Here is a 13,821-nt window from a genome sequence, read left to right on the forward strand (position 1 = left end):
CGATTGGACGGCGGGAAAGAAATTTGCCGCCGTTTTAATGTCATTCACTAATTGAAAATTCAGAGGGAGGATTTATTTGTTCAAAAACCCATTCCGAAAAAACTTTTTCAACATCCCATCTATTATAATTTTCGTTAGGGTAATGCTTCCTCATTAAATCTGACTTGCAGGAGTTAAATTCATTATATTTTTCCATGAATTTTTTGGAAAGTTCATTTAGTTGACTATCACTGTCAATTATAAAAAACGGCAATTTTATTATGGGTGGTTTCAGTTGAGTTGTGATTGGTGTAGACAGTGTTTGATATGTATCACAACGCACTTCACTTTTTCTTATATGTTGAAATAGACTATATTCAATAGTTCCTTTTTTATAATAGTAAATCTCACAGTAAAATTCGGCATTTGCCCCATCTTGAGCTTCTGGATAGGTAATAAACTCAATGCTTGGGAATGGTATAGTCAGACCCTCGTTGTAGAAATTAACTACAGGCAAGGTTTTAATAATTTTGTTCTTATATTTTAAGTGGTAGTCAAACTGTCTTGCATTCTCAAAATATAAGTTCTGCCACCAATAATTACCTCCCTCATGTTCTACACTCCCAATCTCAATAGTGAAATCAGGATCATTAGAATAGAAGGCTTGGCTAATACCATCATAGTTCCAACATCTGGCATCTTCTAAAAGAATAGAGAATCTATCAGGGGCTGTTAGGTTGAGACCGAACCTTTCAAACCACATCGTTCTGACGTCAATTGGATTGGCACATGAATCTAATGGTGTATTAGCATCATTTGTCCGTGAATAAACAACACCAGCTCGTATTGTTCTACCCTGATGACTGTATTCTTTTGTCAGGTAATATGGTTTTAAAGGCTCATTAAATATTGTTAGGATTGCTAACTTGGCTTCATTAAATTGTAAGAAATCAAGCTGAATTCTTGGAATGTTATCTTCACTAAAACGTAGTCCTCTAAGCGCAGTTATAATATCAGCTTGAGTGTATTTTTTATCACTGTCGTTTAATCCAACTACTTCTAATGAATCAGATATTCCGAAAACTATGTATCTATTCCCATTGTGAATTACATTAGCCATACATAGAATATCATGAATCATTGTAACAATATTATTGTGGAACTTTTGTTTGAAGTCCCACCAGAGACCTTCTTTACCTTTTGAGAGTAAGTCATATATGATGCTGTTCATTTAATTAAACCATGAAATAATGTAAATTGTATTGTGTAATTGTCGTCAGTTTACCTTCAAATATGACCGCAATGGAACTATTTACATGCTTATAAGCTGAACTCGCATGTTGGGCTTCGCAGGTTCAGCACCAACCTACCGATTTTGTAGGTTGTGGCTGAGCGTAGCGAAGCCCAACGTTTACCGCGAAATCTCTTTTTTCCTTCCCCTTATCCCCAGCCCTTCTCCTCCTTTTTTAATAAACGGGAGAAGGGAGGTTGGGCATCTTTTTATATCTTTCGCACCACGGGATTATCCGGCATTTGTAGGTTCGATTAGCGAAGCGTAATCGGACGGTCGCGTAACCCGATGAGCATCTAATTGGAGGCTCTCTTAAGCGGGATTTCGGCAAGCCAGAGATGCGAGTGTCGAATATCCACACTCCCCAACCGCCTCAGGCTTATGGTTCGGCCTGTATATCCGGCTGGCAGCCGGGGCCTTGGGCGACCTCCTCCTTGAGCCAGTCGGTAAAGCAGCGGATCCGGGTCAGTCGGGGAGAGTCGGGATCCCAGATCAGGTGGTAGTCGTTGTCGGGGTTGTAGCTCTTGGTGAAGAGGCGGGTCAGCAGGCCGCTGGCGATCAGATCCCCCGCCAGCACGTTGCGGCTCAGGGCGACCCCCTTGCCGGAGAGCACCATGTCGATCGCCAGGCTGTTGTTGTTGACCTCGAAGCGCTTGATCCGGCTCAGGTCGAGCCGATAGCCCGACTCCTGCAGCCACTTCTCCCACGAGACTCCGGCGTAGTCGGGCCCGGAGACGATGACGGTGTCGTAGAGATCCTCGATACGCTGCAGCCGCTCGGCCAGGGCCGGCGAGCAGACCGGAAAGACGCACTCCCGGATCAGCAGGCAGGAGCTCAGCTCGGGGTCGACCCGGTTGCAGTAGCGGATCGCCAGATCCATGCCACCCCGACCTATGGGTTGCACCTGGGGGTTGGCGTTGAGGCGCACTTCGACCTCGGGGTGACGTTCGACGAAGCGCCAGAGCCTCGGCATCAGCCAGCGGCTGGCGAAGGAGGGGATGACGGTGACGTTCAGCACCCCTGCCAGCGGCTCACACTCGAGGGCGGCCATGCCCTGCTCGAACGCCGCCATGCCCTGGCTGACCCAGGGAAGCAGGCGTGCACCCCGCTCGGTCAGGCGCATGTTGCGCCCCTCGCGGACAAACAGCTTGACCCCCAGACTCTGCTCCAGCCCCCGGATCTGCTGGCTGACCGCCGCCTGGGTGATGAACAGCTCCTCGGCAGCGCGGGAATAGCTGCCGTGGCGGGCTGCCGCCTCGAAGGTGTGCAGGGCGCCGATCTGGGCGATGTATAACTTGCGCTTATGTGTCTGGTTAGCTTTCATCGTTGGCCTTCCTGGCCCGGATTAATAACACTCGACGTCCAATCAAACGGCGAAATCAAGGCGAGGTTATCATGGAAACGGCAGGAAGCAATCTGATCGAATCGATCATGAAAATATTGACCAGAAGGGCCGACAAGACCCGCACATTCAAGCAGGAGAATATGCCAGACTGGTTGCGACATGATATGGGGCTGCACGATGATGACAATCAAAAGCAGCACCACGCCAGAGACAGGATTAAATATTGAGACGTTGTTTTTGGTACCGTGTGCCAGATTAATATTTGTTTTTCTGAATATAATATTGAGCGGCGCTGGTGTCACCCTGTCTGAGATATGTATGGCGCCTCAGGTGATATGATCTGGCGATTGGTAGTCCCGTATATATTTCTGCTCGAGACCCGCATCAATCAATCTGGTGCGAAGGTGGTGGCTGAGCGTAGCGAAGCCCAACGTTTACCGTGTAATCTCTTTTTCCTCCCCCCTCATCCCCGACCCTTCTCCCGCAAGGGGAGAAGGGAGCAAATACGCTGTCCGATTACGCTTCGCTAATCGAACCTACCTGGCTGATGGTATTGCGGTTAACTGAACCGGTGTGGTGAGCGATCATGCTCCCGATACCGCATGATCCCCTCTCCCGTTGGGAGAGGGCAGGGTGAGGGGAGCATTCAGGTATTAGATGGTGAGCTCCAGCCGGTTGCCTTCCGGGTCGAGGAAGGTGCTCTCGTAATAGCCGTCGCCGGTCCAGCGGGGGCCGTCCAGGTGTTTCACCTCGGCCCCCTTGAGTAGCTTGAGGCGGGCGGTCATCTTGTCCACCTCCTCTGTGCTGCCGAGGGAGAAGGCGATATGGGCCAGCCCCTGCAGCGGGTGTGGCAGGCGCAGATCCGCCGGAAACAGGATGGGGGTGTGCATCAGCTCCAGACTGGCCCCCCCTTCGAAGCGCACGAAGTAGGAGCTGAACTGTTTGCTTGGATTGTGGTAACGCTCATTGGCCTGCCCGCCAAACAGGGTGCAGTAGAATGTTGTGAGCGCCTCCAGATCCTGCGCCCAGATGGCGACGTGATGGATATGCATGGCTTATCTCCTGTGACTTGATGCCCTTAATGCTATGCTGGGGCCTGCCCCTTCGACATGGTTGAGTCCGTCCTGATGATGTCTGAAACTGCCAACATCGAGCTTATCGATGTCTCCCCCGACTGCCGCGAGCAGATCTGCTGTGACAGCCTGCTGCCGGCCCTCGCGCAGGAGCAGGTGTGGCTGGCGGGCTATTCTCGCCTCAAGACTCGCTACCGCATCGCGCGCCGCTTTGCCGATATGCACTGCTTCTTGCTGACCCTGGGGGGCGAGGGGGAGGTGCTGGTGGGCGATCGCATGGCGCGGCTGCAGGTGGGTGAGTGGGCGCTGATCCCGGCCGGGGAGCCGCTCTGCTATCAGTTGAGAGAGCAGCTTAGTGAGCAGCTGAGTGAGCCGATTAGTGAGCCGCCGAGCGAGCCGTTGAGCCAGCAGTCGAGTGAGTGGGAGCTGGTGTGGCTGCTGCTGCACAAGGACTCCCCCTGGGATGCCTTCGCCAGCCAATCCCGGTTGGGTTGCACCTCCCAGCAGGCCACCCTGCTGCGTACCATCGAGAACCTCTATGCGGAGCAGGAACGCCATCAGGACCCGCTGCTCAGTGCCCTGCTGGTAGAGCAGCTCGGCTTCTATCTGCGCCGTCTGCTGCAGAAGGGGGAGGGGCAGCGGCGCGGAGAGCGGCTGGCGCTGCGCCTCGAGCTGCTGCTCAAGGAGGCGCTGGCCGAGCCCTGGGACATAGCGCGCATGGCCGGCGCCCTGCATCTCTCCGAGCGCCAGCTCTACCGGCTCTGCCAGCAGCACTTCGCGCTGGCACCCATGGCGCTGCTGCAACGGCTGCGCTTGCAGCGGGCGGCGCTGTTGCTGGCCAGCCGGGCCGATTCGGTAAAGCTGCTGGCCGAGCAGTGCGGCTTTCGCAACGAGTACCACTTCTCCACCGCCTTCAAACGCCAGCATGGCCTGGCGCCCAGCCACTATCGCCACCGGCATCATCCCGCCTTTAAAACCGGAAAAGGCTAGTGTATTGAGTCACACTGGTTGCTACTGTTGTTCAGACGAACCTGATTGCGGCCGATAACCGGAGACGGGCCATGAGCCGGCTGGCCGCGACAGGGTTGGGTTTCATGGGAGTCGTCTCCCCATAGTCGTTTTTCTTCAATCAGATTGCATTTCCCGCAGTTGGGGGTGAGAGGGCAAGGATGGTCTCTATGCTGCAAGACAGTGACACGATCAGGATCTCGGACGTCAGCGAAGCCGTGGTGCACGGCATCCTGGCGGTGGTGAGCGACGGTATCTGGGACTGGAACGCCAACACCGGGTTCGTCTATCGCAATCCCGGCTGGTACCGGATGCTGGGCTACGAGCCCCACACCCTCGGCAACACTGTCTTCACCTGGGAGAGCGTGATCCATCCCGACGACATGGAGCAGGTGATGGCCTGCTTCGATGCCTACCTGAGCGGCGCCGCCCCCGACTACCGGGTCGAGTATCGCTGCCGTAGCCGTAGCGGCGACTACATCTGGATCGAGGATTGCGGCCGCATCATAGCCCGCAACCCGGACGGTTCTGTGGCCCGGATGATCGGCGCTCACCGCAACATCCACGCCCAGAAGCTGCTGCTGGAGCAGCTGGAGCGGCGCAATCACACCCTGGAGCAGCAGATCGCCTTGCGCACCGCCGAGCTGGTGCGGCTCAACGAGGCGCTGCAGCAGAAGGCGGAGGAGAATCGCCAGCTGGCGGAAACCGACGCCCTGACCGGTGCCGCCAGCCGCTACCGGTTGGAGCGCACCATTCGGCAGGAGTGCGAGCGTGCCAAGCGTTTTCAGCAACCCTTCTCCGTCATCGCCATGGACGTGGACGACTTCAAGCAGATCAACGACAGCCACGGTCACCAGGCGGGGGATCAGACCCTGATCAACATAGTGGCGCTGGTGCGGGCACATATTCGCGAAATAGACCTGATCGCCCGCTGGGGCGGGGACGAGTTCATGGTGGTGCTGCCCAATACCGGCCTGGCCGATGGCTGGCGGGTGGCCGACAAGCTGCGGCAGTTGCTGATGGCGACGCCGGTGTGCGAGCACTTCCCCATCACCATGAGCTTCGGGCTGGCCGAGTACCGGCCGGACGAGAGCATGGGTCAGCTGATGGTCAGAATGGATCGGGCCCTCTATCAGGCCAAGCAGACAGGCAAGAACCAGATCTGCCAGTAGCCGGCCGCCCCGCCAGGCCGCTGGCTGCCGAATGGTGCTAACCCTTCCCCCCGAATGCGCCTTGACCGCAGTCTCATCTTAGCTCCGTTCGGGTGCGCTGGTCTGGTGCGCGCTCTTTAATCCCCGTGAGACATGAAACGATGAAAAAGAGCATCCTGGTTGCCCTGACTGCACTGCCCCTGATGGCCAACGCCGGCCTGATGGACTCCCTGACCGACACAGTGACCAGCAGCGTAACCAGCACTGCCAAAGAGATGGCCGGCACCGCCATGGACAGCGCCTCCAACTAGGCGATCAAGAAGGCGCTGGACATCAAGGAAGGCGGCTCCAACAAGCAGGCCATCAAAGAGAAGCTGGGCGCACCGGCCAGCACCAAGACCGAAGCCGGTCTGGAAGTGTGGACCTATGATCTGGGCGCCCTGAACAAGGTCTCCCCCATGCTGGCAGAGACCTCCAAGAGCCTGTTCAAGGAGTCCTAAGTTGCCCAGAAAACCGTGCTCATCAAGTTCGAAGGTGAAACCGTCAAGACCCTGAACCTGGCCGACAAGACCAAGGCCTGAGTCTGAACGACGTGCATGAAAAAAGGGGCCCGCGGGCCCCTTTTTGCTGCTTTCGAATTACTGGTGCGCTTCGGCGAACTGCTTCATCGCTTCGGCGTGCTTGGTCATGCCGTCGGCACGCAGATTCAGGTTTTTCACGAACTCGGCCTTCTTGGCCGGATCTTCGATCTTGTCGTAACGCTGCTGCAGATTCGCCTGGATTTGCTCAGGCGTCATGTTCTGCATGCGGGCCATCTTGTCGTGGCGGCCGCCATGGTGCTTGCCGCCCATCATGCCGCTGCCGTCCATCGGGCAGTCGGTCATCATGCCGGGCTGGGCAGTGCTGACGGCTTCGCTGGCGGCATAGGCGCCAAGCGGCAGGCCAAGGATCAGGGTGGCGGTCAGCAGGGTCTTGGTCAGTTTTTTCATGGTCTATCTCCTTGCGGATTGAGTTCGGGGTCGGCTTGCTCGCCTTGACCCTGATTACACACCAGACAGGTGTCTGAACTTTGCCAGTTGAAGCCTATTTTGTAGCAGAGTGTGACACCATGACCCTGTACTGGGCATTGACCGGGCCCATGCTGGGCGGGAAATAAAAATACCCCGTCAGTGTCTGTCACTGGCGGGGTATTTTTCCGGATGGGCGGGCTTAGTGCTGGCGACCGCTACCGACGCTGTAGGGCATCCGATAGCTGCTGCTCTCGCCATCCAGGCTGAGGGTCAGGTCACCCTGGGCCCGCATTGGCAGGCGTACCTGCTGCATGCCGTTCAGCCGGGCGGGGACCCGCTTGATCAGGTCGCCGGCGGCATTGTGGACCTCCAGGGTCGGATGGGCATCGCCGCTGCTGGCGGTGTCGTGCCAGTTGACGAACAGCAGGCCGGGGGCAACGCTGACGTCGGCCGGCAGGGCGGCCTGGGCCAGCCCGGTGTGGGCCAGTCCGGCCAGCATGAACAGGGCCATGGTCTTGTTGATCATGAGTCGATTCTCCTTGATGAGATGCCGCAGGGGCGGCGGGAAGGTCAGGGTGCACACCGGAGGGGGCGCATCATGACGAAGGGGGCTTGGTCGCCTGGTCGGCGGGCACGCCGGTATCGTCTGCTGCCGCGTCGACGGCGCCGGCTTGCACCGGGTCGGTCTGGCCGGGTGTGCGCCTTGCCTGTCTGGCAAGGGCTTCGCTGGCGGCAAAGGCCAGCAGCAAGGGGGTGGTGAGGGCCAGCATGGCCTGTCTGCTCCTGCAACCGATGGGGTGGCCACAGTAAACAGCCGGTCTGTGTCTCAACTTTGCCGAGCGGCCGCTTTTTTGTAGCAGAGTGTGGCATCTTGCTGATCTGGCACACTTTGACACAAACCGCCCGGCGGATTTTCGTATACTCGTGCCAGCTCTAACAGGAGGTCCCCATGAATCAAAACAGCACCCACATTCTGGTGGTCGACGATCACAGCGAGATCCGCGATCTGCTGAAGCGTTTTCTGGAACAGCACGGCCTGCGGGTCAGCTGTGCCCGCGATGGCAAGGAGATGAAGCGGTTGCTGGAGGAGCGGGAGTTCGATCTGCTGGTGCTGGATCTGATGATGCCGGGGGAGGATGGCCTGACCCTCTGCCGCGAGCTGCGGGCCAAGTCCAGCCTGCCCATCATCATGCTTACCGCCATGGGGGAGGAGACCGACCGCATCATAGGGCTGGAGATGGGGGCCGACGACTACCTCGCCAAGCCGTTCAATCCGCGCGAGCTGCTGGCCCGCATCAAGGCGGTGATGCGCCGCACCCAGGTCGAGCCGCAGCCGGTGGCCGAGGCCTTGACCCGGGATCTGCGCTTCGATCGCTGGCTGCTCGACATCAACCGGCGCGAGCTGGTGGATGAGGAAGGGGTGGGGCTGAGCCTCTCTACCGCCGAATTCGACCTGCTGCGGGTCTTTCTGGAGCGCCCGCAGCGGGTGCTGAGCCGGGATCAGCTGCTGGATCTGGCCCGCGGCCGCGAGGCGGTGGCGTTCGACCGTGCCATCGACACCCTGGTGAGCCGGCTGCGGCGCAAGCTGGAGCGGGATCCCAAGAATCCGGAGCTTATCAAGACCATCTGGGGCGGCGGTTACCTGTTCGCCGCCGATGTGACTCAGGTATAAGGCGGTGGGGATGTTAAGACGCGGCTGGTCGAAGCTGTGGCCCAAGGGGCTGACGGGCCAGATCATCCTGGTGGCGCTGGCCGGGCTGGTGCTGATCCAGCTGCTCAGCATCCAGATCTATCGCACCGATCGGGAGGAGGCGCTCGGCTACGTCAACAGCCGCAACGCCATGCAGCGCATCGTCTCGGTGGTGCGGCTGCTGGCCCTCTCGCCCCCCTCTCTCTATGACGAGATCCTCAAGGCGAGCCGCAGCGAGACCCTGCTGCTGCGCATCGCCGACGAGCCGCTGCAGCCGGACAACCGCAGTCCCCGCTTCGAGCAGCTGGTGCGCTCCCGGCTGGGTTACCCCTCGACCCTGATGGTGGAGATCAGCGCCGAGCTCAAGCAGGATGCCCAGCGCAGCCGGGCCTGGCAGCACCACAACCGGATGATGAAGGACCGCAAGGGGGTGCCGCCGCCGCAGGACATGCGGCTGTACGGCTCCATCCAGCTGCCGCGCGGCGGCTGGCTGCAGTTCAGCTCGCTGGTGGACAAGGAGTCGGCCAGCTGGTCCTGGCAGACCACCTTCAACCTGATGCTGGTGGCGAGTCTGGTGATCGGCATGATGATCTGGCTGTTCCGCCGCGCCACCCGGCCGCTCAAGCAACTGGCCGCCAACGCGGACAGGCTCGGCCGCGGCGAGGACATAGAGCCGCTGCGGGAGGAGGGGCCGACCGAGGTGCGCGAGTCCATCCAGGCCTTCAACCGCATGCACACCCGGCTCGATCGCTTCGTGCAGGACAGAACCCGCATGCTGGCGGCCATCTCCCACGATCTGCGTACCCCCATCACCAGCCTGCGGCTGCGTACCGAATTTCTGGACGAGGGGGAGGACAAGGAGCGGATCCAGCAGACCCTGCAACAGATGGAGCAGATGCTGGCGGCCACCCTCAGCTTCGCCAGGGAGGAGGGGCAGCAGGAGGCGACCCGCGAGCTGGACCTGGTCAGCCTGCTGGAGAGCCTGTGCGACGACTATGCCGACACCGGCCAGCCGGTTACCTGCCTGGCAGAGGGCAAGCAGGTCTACGCCTGCCGCGCCAACACCCTGCGCCGGGTGCTGCAAAACCTCATCGGCAACGCCATCAAGTACGCCGGCAGCGCCGAGGTGTCGCTGGAGCGCACCGACAGCGAGCTGGTGATCCGGGTCTGCGATCAGGGGCCCGGCATCGATCCGGCCCGGCTGGAAGATGTGTTCAAGCCGTTCGTGCGCCTCGACGAGGCCCGCAACACCGAATCCGGCAGTGTGGGGCTGGGGCTCTCCATCGCCCGCACCCTGGTGCACCAGCATGGGGGCGAGCTGACCCTGCACAACCGGGAGCAGGGCGGGCTGGAGGCTCGCATCAGCCTGCCGCTGTGAGGGGCGAACGAGTCGATGAAAAGGGCGCCTGCGGGCGCCCTGTTCGTTTTTGGTCTTGCACTGGTCCGGCCGGCATCACGCTCGTTTCATACTCGCTCATGCTTGTTCTCCTATGCTGAAGATGGTGATAATCGATGGCCGCGCAGACGGCCAAACAGCAGGGTCGGTACAGGGATGGCAGGTGAGTCGGGAGTCAGATGGCGAGTCGGATACGGGGGGTTGCTGCTGCTCTGGGCGCTGGTATCGCCGGCATGGGCGAACACAGCGCCCAAACCGCTCATCGTGGCGAACTCCAAGGCCTGGCAGCCCTTCTCCTATCTCAATGAAGCGGGCCAGCCCGATGGCCTGTTGATCGATCTGTGGCGCGAGTATGGCCGCGTCACCGGTCGCCCCATCCAGTTCAAGCTGGTGGACTGGCAGAGCTCGCTGGATCTGGTCCGCAACGGCCAGGCCGATGTCCATGGTGGCCTGCTCTGGTCGCCGGAGCGCAATAGGGTCTACGACTATGGCCAGGCTCTCTCCCACCTCGACGCCCAGCTCTTCTTCGCCAACTCCCTGCGCGGTTCGGACGTGAATTACTACCTGCTGCACGAGAGCGTGGGGGTGGTGTCGGGAGGATTCGAGGAGTACTACGCCCGCAAGAACTTCCCGCGCACCCGGCTGCGCACCTTCGATGACAACGACGCCATGCTGCGGGCTGCCTTGAACGGCGAACTGGAAGCCTTCATCGCTGACCTGCAGGTGGCCAACTTCTACATCTACACCGCGGCGGATCCTACCCGCTTTATCCCGGTGCGCCACCTCTACAGCGATGACGTCCGCTTTGCCGTCGCCAAGGGCAATCAGGCGCTGCTGCAGGAGCTGGAGCAGGGTTTCACCCGCATCGGCGAGGCGGATCGGGAGCGGATCATCCGCAAGTGGATGCATATCGAGACCGTCTACCCGGCTCATCTCTGGCCCTGGCTGCTGGCCGTCGGCGGTCTGGTGCTGATGGCCTACATCATCCAGTTGCGGCGGGCGGTGGCGAGCCGTACCGCCGAGCTTATCCAGGCCAACGCCAGGCTGGAGCGTCTCGCCAGCACCGACTCCATGACCGGCATCCTCAATCGGCGCGCCTTCTTGCCGCTGCTGGAGCAACGACTGAGCAGCAGCGAGCCGTGTGCCCTGCTGCTGTTCGATCTCGATCGCTTCAAGGGGATCAACGATCACTTCGGGCACGGGGTCGGCGACGAGGTACTGTCGGCCATGGTGGAGCGCGTGCAGCGGGTGTTGCCCGCCAGCGCCCTGTTCGCCCGCATCGGCGGCGAGGAGTTCTGCATCAGTCTGCTGGTGGCCGACATGGCGACGCTGCAGCAGTGGGCCGAGCGGATCGGGCGGGAGGTCAATGGCCGCAAGCTGTCGACCAGCGCCGGGGAGCTTGGCATCTCCATCAGCACCGGGGCGGTGTGGGTGTCGGCCGAGGTGAGAGCTGAGGGCCGACGAGTGCTGCTGCAGGCGGATCAGCTGATGTATGGCGCCAAGTCGCTGGGGCGCAACACCTGGCAGGCGGCAAGCTATGTGAAAGAGATGGCAGACGAGGCGGGGCAATAAAAAACCGCCGCCCAGGGTGGGCGGCGGCGGGTCATCAGAAGTTGTAGGTCATGCCCAGGGTGTAGCGGCGACCATCCAGCACTGTGCCGAAGCTGCTGTAGTCCACCGTCTTGTCGAACAGGTTGTAGACGCCTGCGGTGACGTTCAGATGTTCGTTGGCCTTGTAGACCAGACCCGTGTCGAAGAAGGTGTAGGAAGGGGTGCCGTCGGCCATTCTGACCCGGCTCAGGTAGTCCGAGGTCTTGCTGCGGAAGTTGACCCGTGACCAGAGGCTGACGTCATCGGTACTCTTCCAGTCGACCGTGGTGTTGAACATGTGGCGCGGCATCTGGTTAAGCGCCTTGCCCTCGTTCGGACCGCTCTTCTGCTCGGACTGGGTGAAGGTGTAGCTGGAGGCCAGCGACCACTTTTCGTTGATGGCCCAGTTGGCCGTGCCTTCCACCCCGCGCATGTTCGCCTTGTCGACGTTGATGCGGTCGCTGATGAAGTCATAGGTGTGACCGTTCAGGGTGCAGGAGGGGTCATCCTTGCTGGTGCAGCGGCGGATCTCGGAGATCTTGTCCTCGAAGTCGGTATTGAACAGAGTCAGCCCTGTGCTCAGCCCCTCCTGACCATCCCACAGCAGGGCGATCTCCTGGCTCACGCTGGTTTCCGGTTTGAGCTGCGGGTTGCCAACCAGCATGCCGTCCTGGGTGCCGCCGCCGGTGGCCTGGCCCCAGTTGGCGGCCGACATGCGCAGATCCGGTGAGCGGTAGCCGGTGGAGACGCCGCCCTTCAGGGTCCAGAATTCGGCCGGGTGCCAGACGCCGTACAGACGCGGGCTCCAGTGGGTGCCGTAGTTCTGGTCACGGTCCATCCGCACGCCGCCGGTGAGGGCGAAGCTGTCGGTCAGCGACCACTCGTCTTCCACGAACAGGGCCCAGCTCCAGCGGGTCAGCTGATTGGCACGGTTGGCCACGTTGAGCTGGTTGCCCTCATCCTGCAGATCCTCGTGACGGTATTGACCGCCCACGCTCAGGTAGTGAGCCCCCAGTTCGAACTGGGTATGGGTGTCGGCGATGGTGTTGATGAGCTTCATCTGACGGCCGGGGTTGGTGTTTTCTTCCCGCTGCAGGTAGCTGGTGGAAGAGCCGAAGTCATAACGGCCGTCGTGGGTGATGGCGTAGTTGGTGCGCCCGTAGGTGTTCAGGCTGGGCTTGGCCTTGGCTGCCAGCGAGTCGCCCGGTGTACGGTTGCGATCCTGCAGACCGCGGCTGGCCTCGAAGTCAAAGCGGTTGTGCTCGTCCGGTGTCAGGCTGAACACCACAGTGCCGCTGCGCATTTCCTGTTCGGCGAACCCGTTCTGGAACTGATCCTCGCCGCGGTGGGAGAGCAGACCGTTCACTCGCACCCCCAGCAGGCCATCCACCAGGGCGCCAGCGGTGTAGGCGTTGCTCTGGAAGATGTTGCCGGAGTCCTTGTTCTCCTGGAAGGTGGAGTCGGCCTGCACCGAACCTTGCCAGGCCGTCATGCTGGCGGTCTTGCGGGTGATGATGTTGATGACGCCGCCCATGGCGTCAGAGCCGTAACGGGAGGACATGGGGCCGCGCACCACCTCGATCCGCTCGATGGCCTGCAGCGGCGGCAGCCAGCCCTGCTCGATGCCGGGGCCGTCGCTGTTGGGACGGGTGCCGCGGCTGTCGACCCGCTTGCCGTCGACCAGCATCAGTGTGTACTTGGAGCTCATGCCGCGAATGCTGATGTCACTGCTGCTGCCGCCGCCGGTGATCACCACCCCCGGCACGTCCTTCAGGGCGTCGGTCACGTCACGGTAGGCGCGTTTCTCCAGTTGCTCGCGCGTCACCACCGAGATGGAGGCGGCGGTGTTCTCGATCTTCTGCTGGAAGCCGGAGGCGGTCACCACCATGACCTCCTGTTCGGCGGCATGGGCGTTGGCGGCGAGGACGGCGAGAATGAGCGTGGTCAGCTTGTTGCGGTGCATTGTTATCATGTTGGCCTGAACTCTTTTTTAGTAAGAAGATGCATTCATCCTTTGGGTGAATCGATGGGGGGTCTCGCCGCATCCCGCGTGAAACCCGGACCAGGCAGGTTCAATCGAATAGTGATCCCGGCGGTCGGCAGGCATTGTAGTGATCACTGATGGCTGTGTAAATGATAATTAATCTCATTAATATTGTGCGGTTATCCTCTCGCCAGCAGAGGAGCGGAGGTATGCAAGGATGGGAGCAGGGCGGGGATGGCGGGCAGGGTGAATTCGAGGCAACAAAAAACCCGCCGAAGCGGGTTTTTTCAATTCTTGCAGTGGA

13 protein-coding genes and 1 pseudogene are annotated in these 13,821 nt (G+C 60.0%); 7 read left to right on the forward strand and 7 right to left on the reverse strand.

Annotation, left to right across the window (positions count from 1 at the left end; all coding sequences use genetic code 11):
- Nucleotides 1-40: 40 nt before the first annotated feature.
- Nucleotides 41-1,210 (reverse strand): helix-turn-helix domain-containing protein, encoded by a 1,170-nt coding sequence (locus AB5Y98_RS12650; protein WP_368232011.1) that lies wholly within the window; start codon nt 1,208-1,210, stop codon nt 41-43.
- 439 nt (nt 1,211-1,649) lie between these two features.
- Entirely contained in the window at nt 1,650-2,594 is a 945-nt protein-coding gene (locus AB5Y98_RS12655; protein ID WP_368232012.1) for a LysR substrate-binding domain-containing protein, read from the reverse strand.
- A 71-nt stretch (nt 2,595-2,665) separates the two neighbouring features.
- Between AB5Y98_RS12655 and AB5Y98_RS12660 the strand changes: the two genes are divergently transcribed.
- Entirely contained in the window at nt 2,666-2,842 is a 177-nt protein-coding gene (locus AB5Y98_RS12660; RefSeq protein ID WP_017780874.1) for a hypothetical protein, read from the forward strand.
- Nucleotides 2,843-3,268: 426 nt separating this feature from the next.
- On the opposite strand, the gene AB5Y98_RS12665 is transcribed toward AB5Y98_RS12660, so the two are convergent.
- A complete protein-coding gene (locus AB5Y98_RS12665) occupies nt 3,269-3,667 on the reverse strand; it encodes a VOC family protein (protein WP_021466292.1) in 399 nt (132 codons plus the stop codon).
- A gap of 75 nt (nt 3,668-3,742) precedes the next feature.
- Here AB5Y98_RS12665 and AB5Y98_RS12670 point away from each other — a divergent pair, with 75 nt between their 5' ends.
- The 3 genes and pseudogenes from AB5Y98_RS12670 (at nt 3,743) to AB5Y98_RS12680 (ending at nt 6,428) form a co-directional block, all read left to right on the forward strand.
- Nucleotides 3,743-4,678, forward strand: coding sequence for an AraC family transcriptional regulator (locus AB5Y98_RS12670; RefSeq protein WP_164464918.1), 936 nt, complete (start codon nt 3,743-3,745; stop codon nt 4,676-4,678).
- A 188-nt stretch (nt 4,679-4,866) separates the two neighbouring features.
- On the forward strand, nt 4,867-5,868 hold the full coding sequence (locus AB5Y98_RS12675; RefSeq protein WP_368232013.1) for a diguanylate cyclase: 1,002 nt from the start codon (nt 4,867-4,869) through the stop codon (nt 5,866-5,868).
- Nucleotides 5,869-6,008: 140 nt separating this feature from the next.
- A pseudogene (locus AB5Y98_RS12680) lies at nt 6,009-6,428 on the forward strand (hypothetical protein).
- A 57-nt stretch (nt 6,429-6,485) separates the two neighbouring features.
- Here the strand turns inward: AB5Y98_RS12680 and AB5Y98_RS12685 are convergent.
- The 3 genes from AB5Y98_RS12685 to AB5Y98_RS12695 form a co-directional block, all read right to left on the reverse strand.
- A complete protein-coding gene (locus AB5Y98_RS12685) occupies nt 6,486-6,836 on the reverse strand; it encodes a hypothetical protein (protein ID WP_005306105.1) in 351 nt (116 codons plus the stop codon).
- 220 nt (nt 6,837-7,056) lie between these two features.
- Nucleotides 7,057-7,383 (reverse strand): hypothetical protein, encoded by a 327-nt coding sequence (locus AB5Y98_RS12690; protein WP_336291761.1) that lies wholly within the window; start codon nt 7,381-7,383, stop codon nt 7,057-7,059.
- A gap of 70 nt (nt 7,384-7,453) precedes the next feature.
- Entirely contained in the window at nt 7,454-7,627 is a 174-nt protein-coding gene (locus AB5Y98_RS12695) for a hypothetical protein (protein WP_279701433.1), read from the reverse strand.
- Nucleotides 7,628-7,806: 179 nt separating this feature from the next.
- Here AB5Y98_RS12695 and AB5Y98_RS12700 point away from each other — a divergent pair, with 179 nt between their 5' ends.
- The 3 genes from AB5Y98_RS12700 (at nt 7,807) to AB5Y98_RS12710 (ending at nt 11,515) form a co-directional block, all read left to right on the forward strand.
- Nucleotides 7,807-8,529: a response regulator gene (locus tag AB5Y98_RS12700; RefSeq protein ID WP_005306095.1), complete on the forward strand. Its 723-nt coding sequence runs from the start codon at nt 7,807-7,809 to the stop codon at nt 8,527-8,529.
- 10 nt (nt 8,530-8,539) lie between these two features.
- Nucleotides 8,540-9,925 carry an ATP-binding protein gene (locus tag AB5Y98_RS12705; protein ID WP_005306091.1) on the forward strand — a complete coding sequence of 462 codons (1,386 nt, stop codon included), beginning with the start codon at nt 8,540-8,542 and terminating at the stop codon, nt 9,923-9,925.
- 102 nt (nt 9,926-10,027) lie between these two features.
- Nucleotides 10,028-11,515, forward strand: a complete 1,488-nt coding sequence (locus tag AB5Y98_RS12710) for a transporter substrate-binding domain-containing protein (RefSeq protein ID WP_368232014.1) — start codon at nt 10,028-10,030, stop codon at nt 11,513-11,515.
- A gap of 34 nt (nt 11,516-11,549) precedes the next feature.
- Here the strand turns inward: AB5Y98_RS12710 and AB5Y98_RS12715 are convergent, their stop codons facing one another.
- Nucleotides 11,550-13,496, reverse strand: coding sequence for a ligand-gated channel protein (locus AB5Y98_RS12715; protein WP_017782169.1), 1,947 nt, complete (start codon nt 13,494-13,496; stop codon nt 11,550-11,552).
- Nucleotides 13,497-13,821 lie beyond the last annotated feature (325 nt).

Source organism: Aeromonas sp. s3, assembly GCF_040907805.1.
Lineage (GTDB): Bacteria > Pseudomonadota > Gammaproteobacteria > Enterobacterales > Aeromonadaceae > Aeromonas > Aeromonas dhakensis.

Excerpts from the sequence above, each read along its gene's own strand:
- AB5Y98_RS12650 (WP_368232011.1), bottom strand. The coding sequence starts at position 1,210 with ATGAACAGCATCATATATGACTTACTCTCAAAAGGTAAAGAAGGTCTC.
- AB5Y98_RS12655 (WP_368232012.1), bottom strand. The coding sequence starts at position 2,594 with ATGAAAGCTAACCAGACACATAAGCGCAAGTTATACATCGCCCAGATC.
- AB5Y98_RS12660 (WP_017780874.1), top strand. The coding sequence starts at position 2,666 with ATGGAAACGGCAGGAAGCAATCTGATCGAATCGATCATGAAAATATTG.
- AB5Y98_RS12665 (WP_021466292.1), bottom strand. The coding sequence starts at position 3,667 with ATGCATATCCATCACGTCGCCATCTGGGCGCAGGATCTGGAGGCGCTC.
- AB5Y98_RS12670 (WP_164464918.1), top strand. The coding sequence starts at position 3,743 with ATGATGTCTGAAACTGCCAACATCGAGCTTATCGATGTCTCCCCCGAC.
- AB5Y98_RS12675 (WP_368232013.1), top strand. The coding sequence starts at position 4,867 with ATGCTGCAAGACAGTGACACGATCAGGATCTCGGACGTCAGCGAAGCC.
- AB5Y98_RS12685 (WP_005306105.1), bottom strand. The coding sequence starts at position 6,836 with ATGAAAAAACTGACCAAGACCCTGCTGACCGCCACCCTGATCCTTGGC.
- AB5Y98_RS12690 (WP_336291761.1), bottom strand. The coding sequence starts at position 7,383 with ATGATCAACAAGACCATGGCCCTGTTCATGCTGGCCGGACTGGCCCAC.
- AB5Y98_RS12695 (WP_279701433.1), bottom strand. The coding sequence starts at position 7,627 with ATGCTGGCCCTCACCACCCCCTTGCTGCTGGCCTTTGCCGCCAGCGAA.
- AB5Y98_RS12700 (WP_005306095.1), top strand. The coding sequence starts at position 7,807 with ATGAATCAAAACAGCACCCACATTCTGGTGGTCGACGATCACAGCGAG.
- AB5Y98_RS12705 (WP_005306091.1), top strand. The coding sequence starts at position 8,540 with ATGTTAAGACGCGGCTGGTCGAAGCTGTGGCCCAAGGGGCTGACGGGC.
- AB5Y98_RS12715 (WP_017782169.1), bottom strand. The coding sequence starts at position 13,496 with ATGCACCGCAACAAGCTGACCACGCTCATTCTCGCCGTCCTCGCCGCC.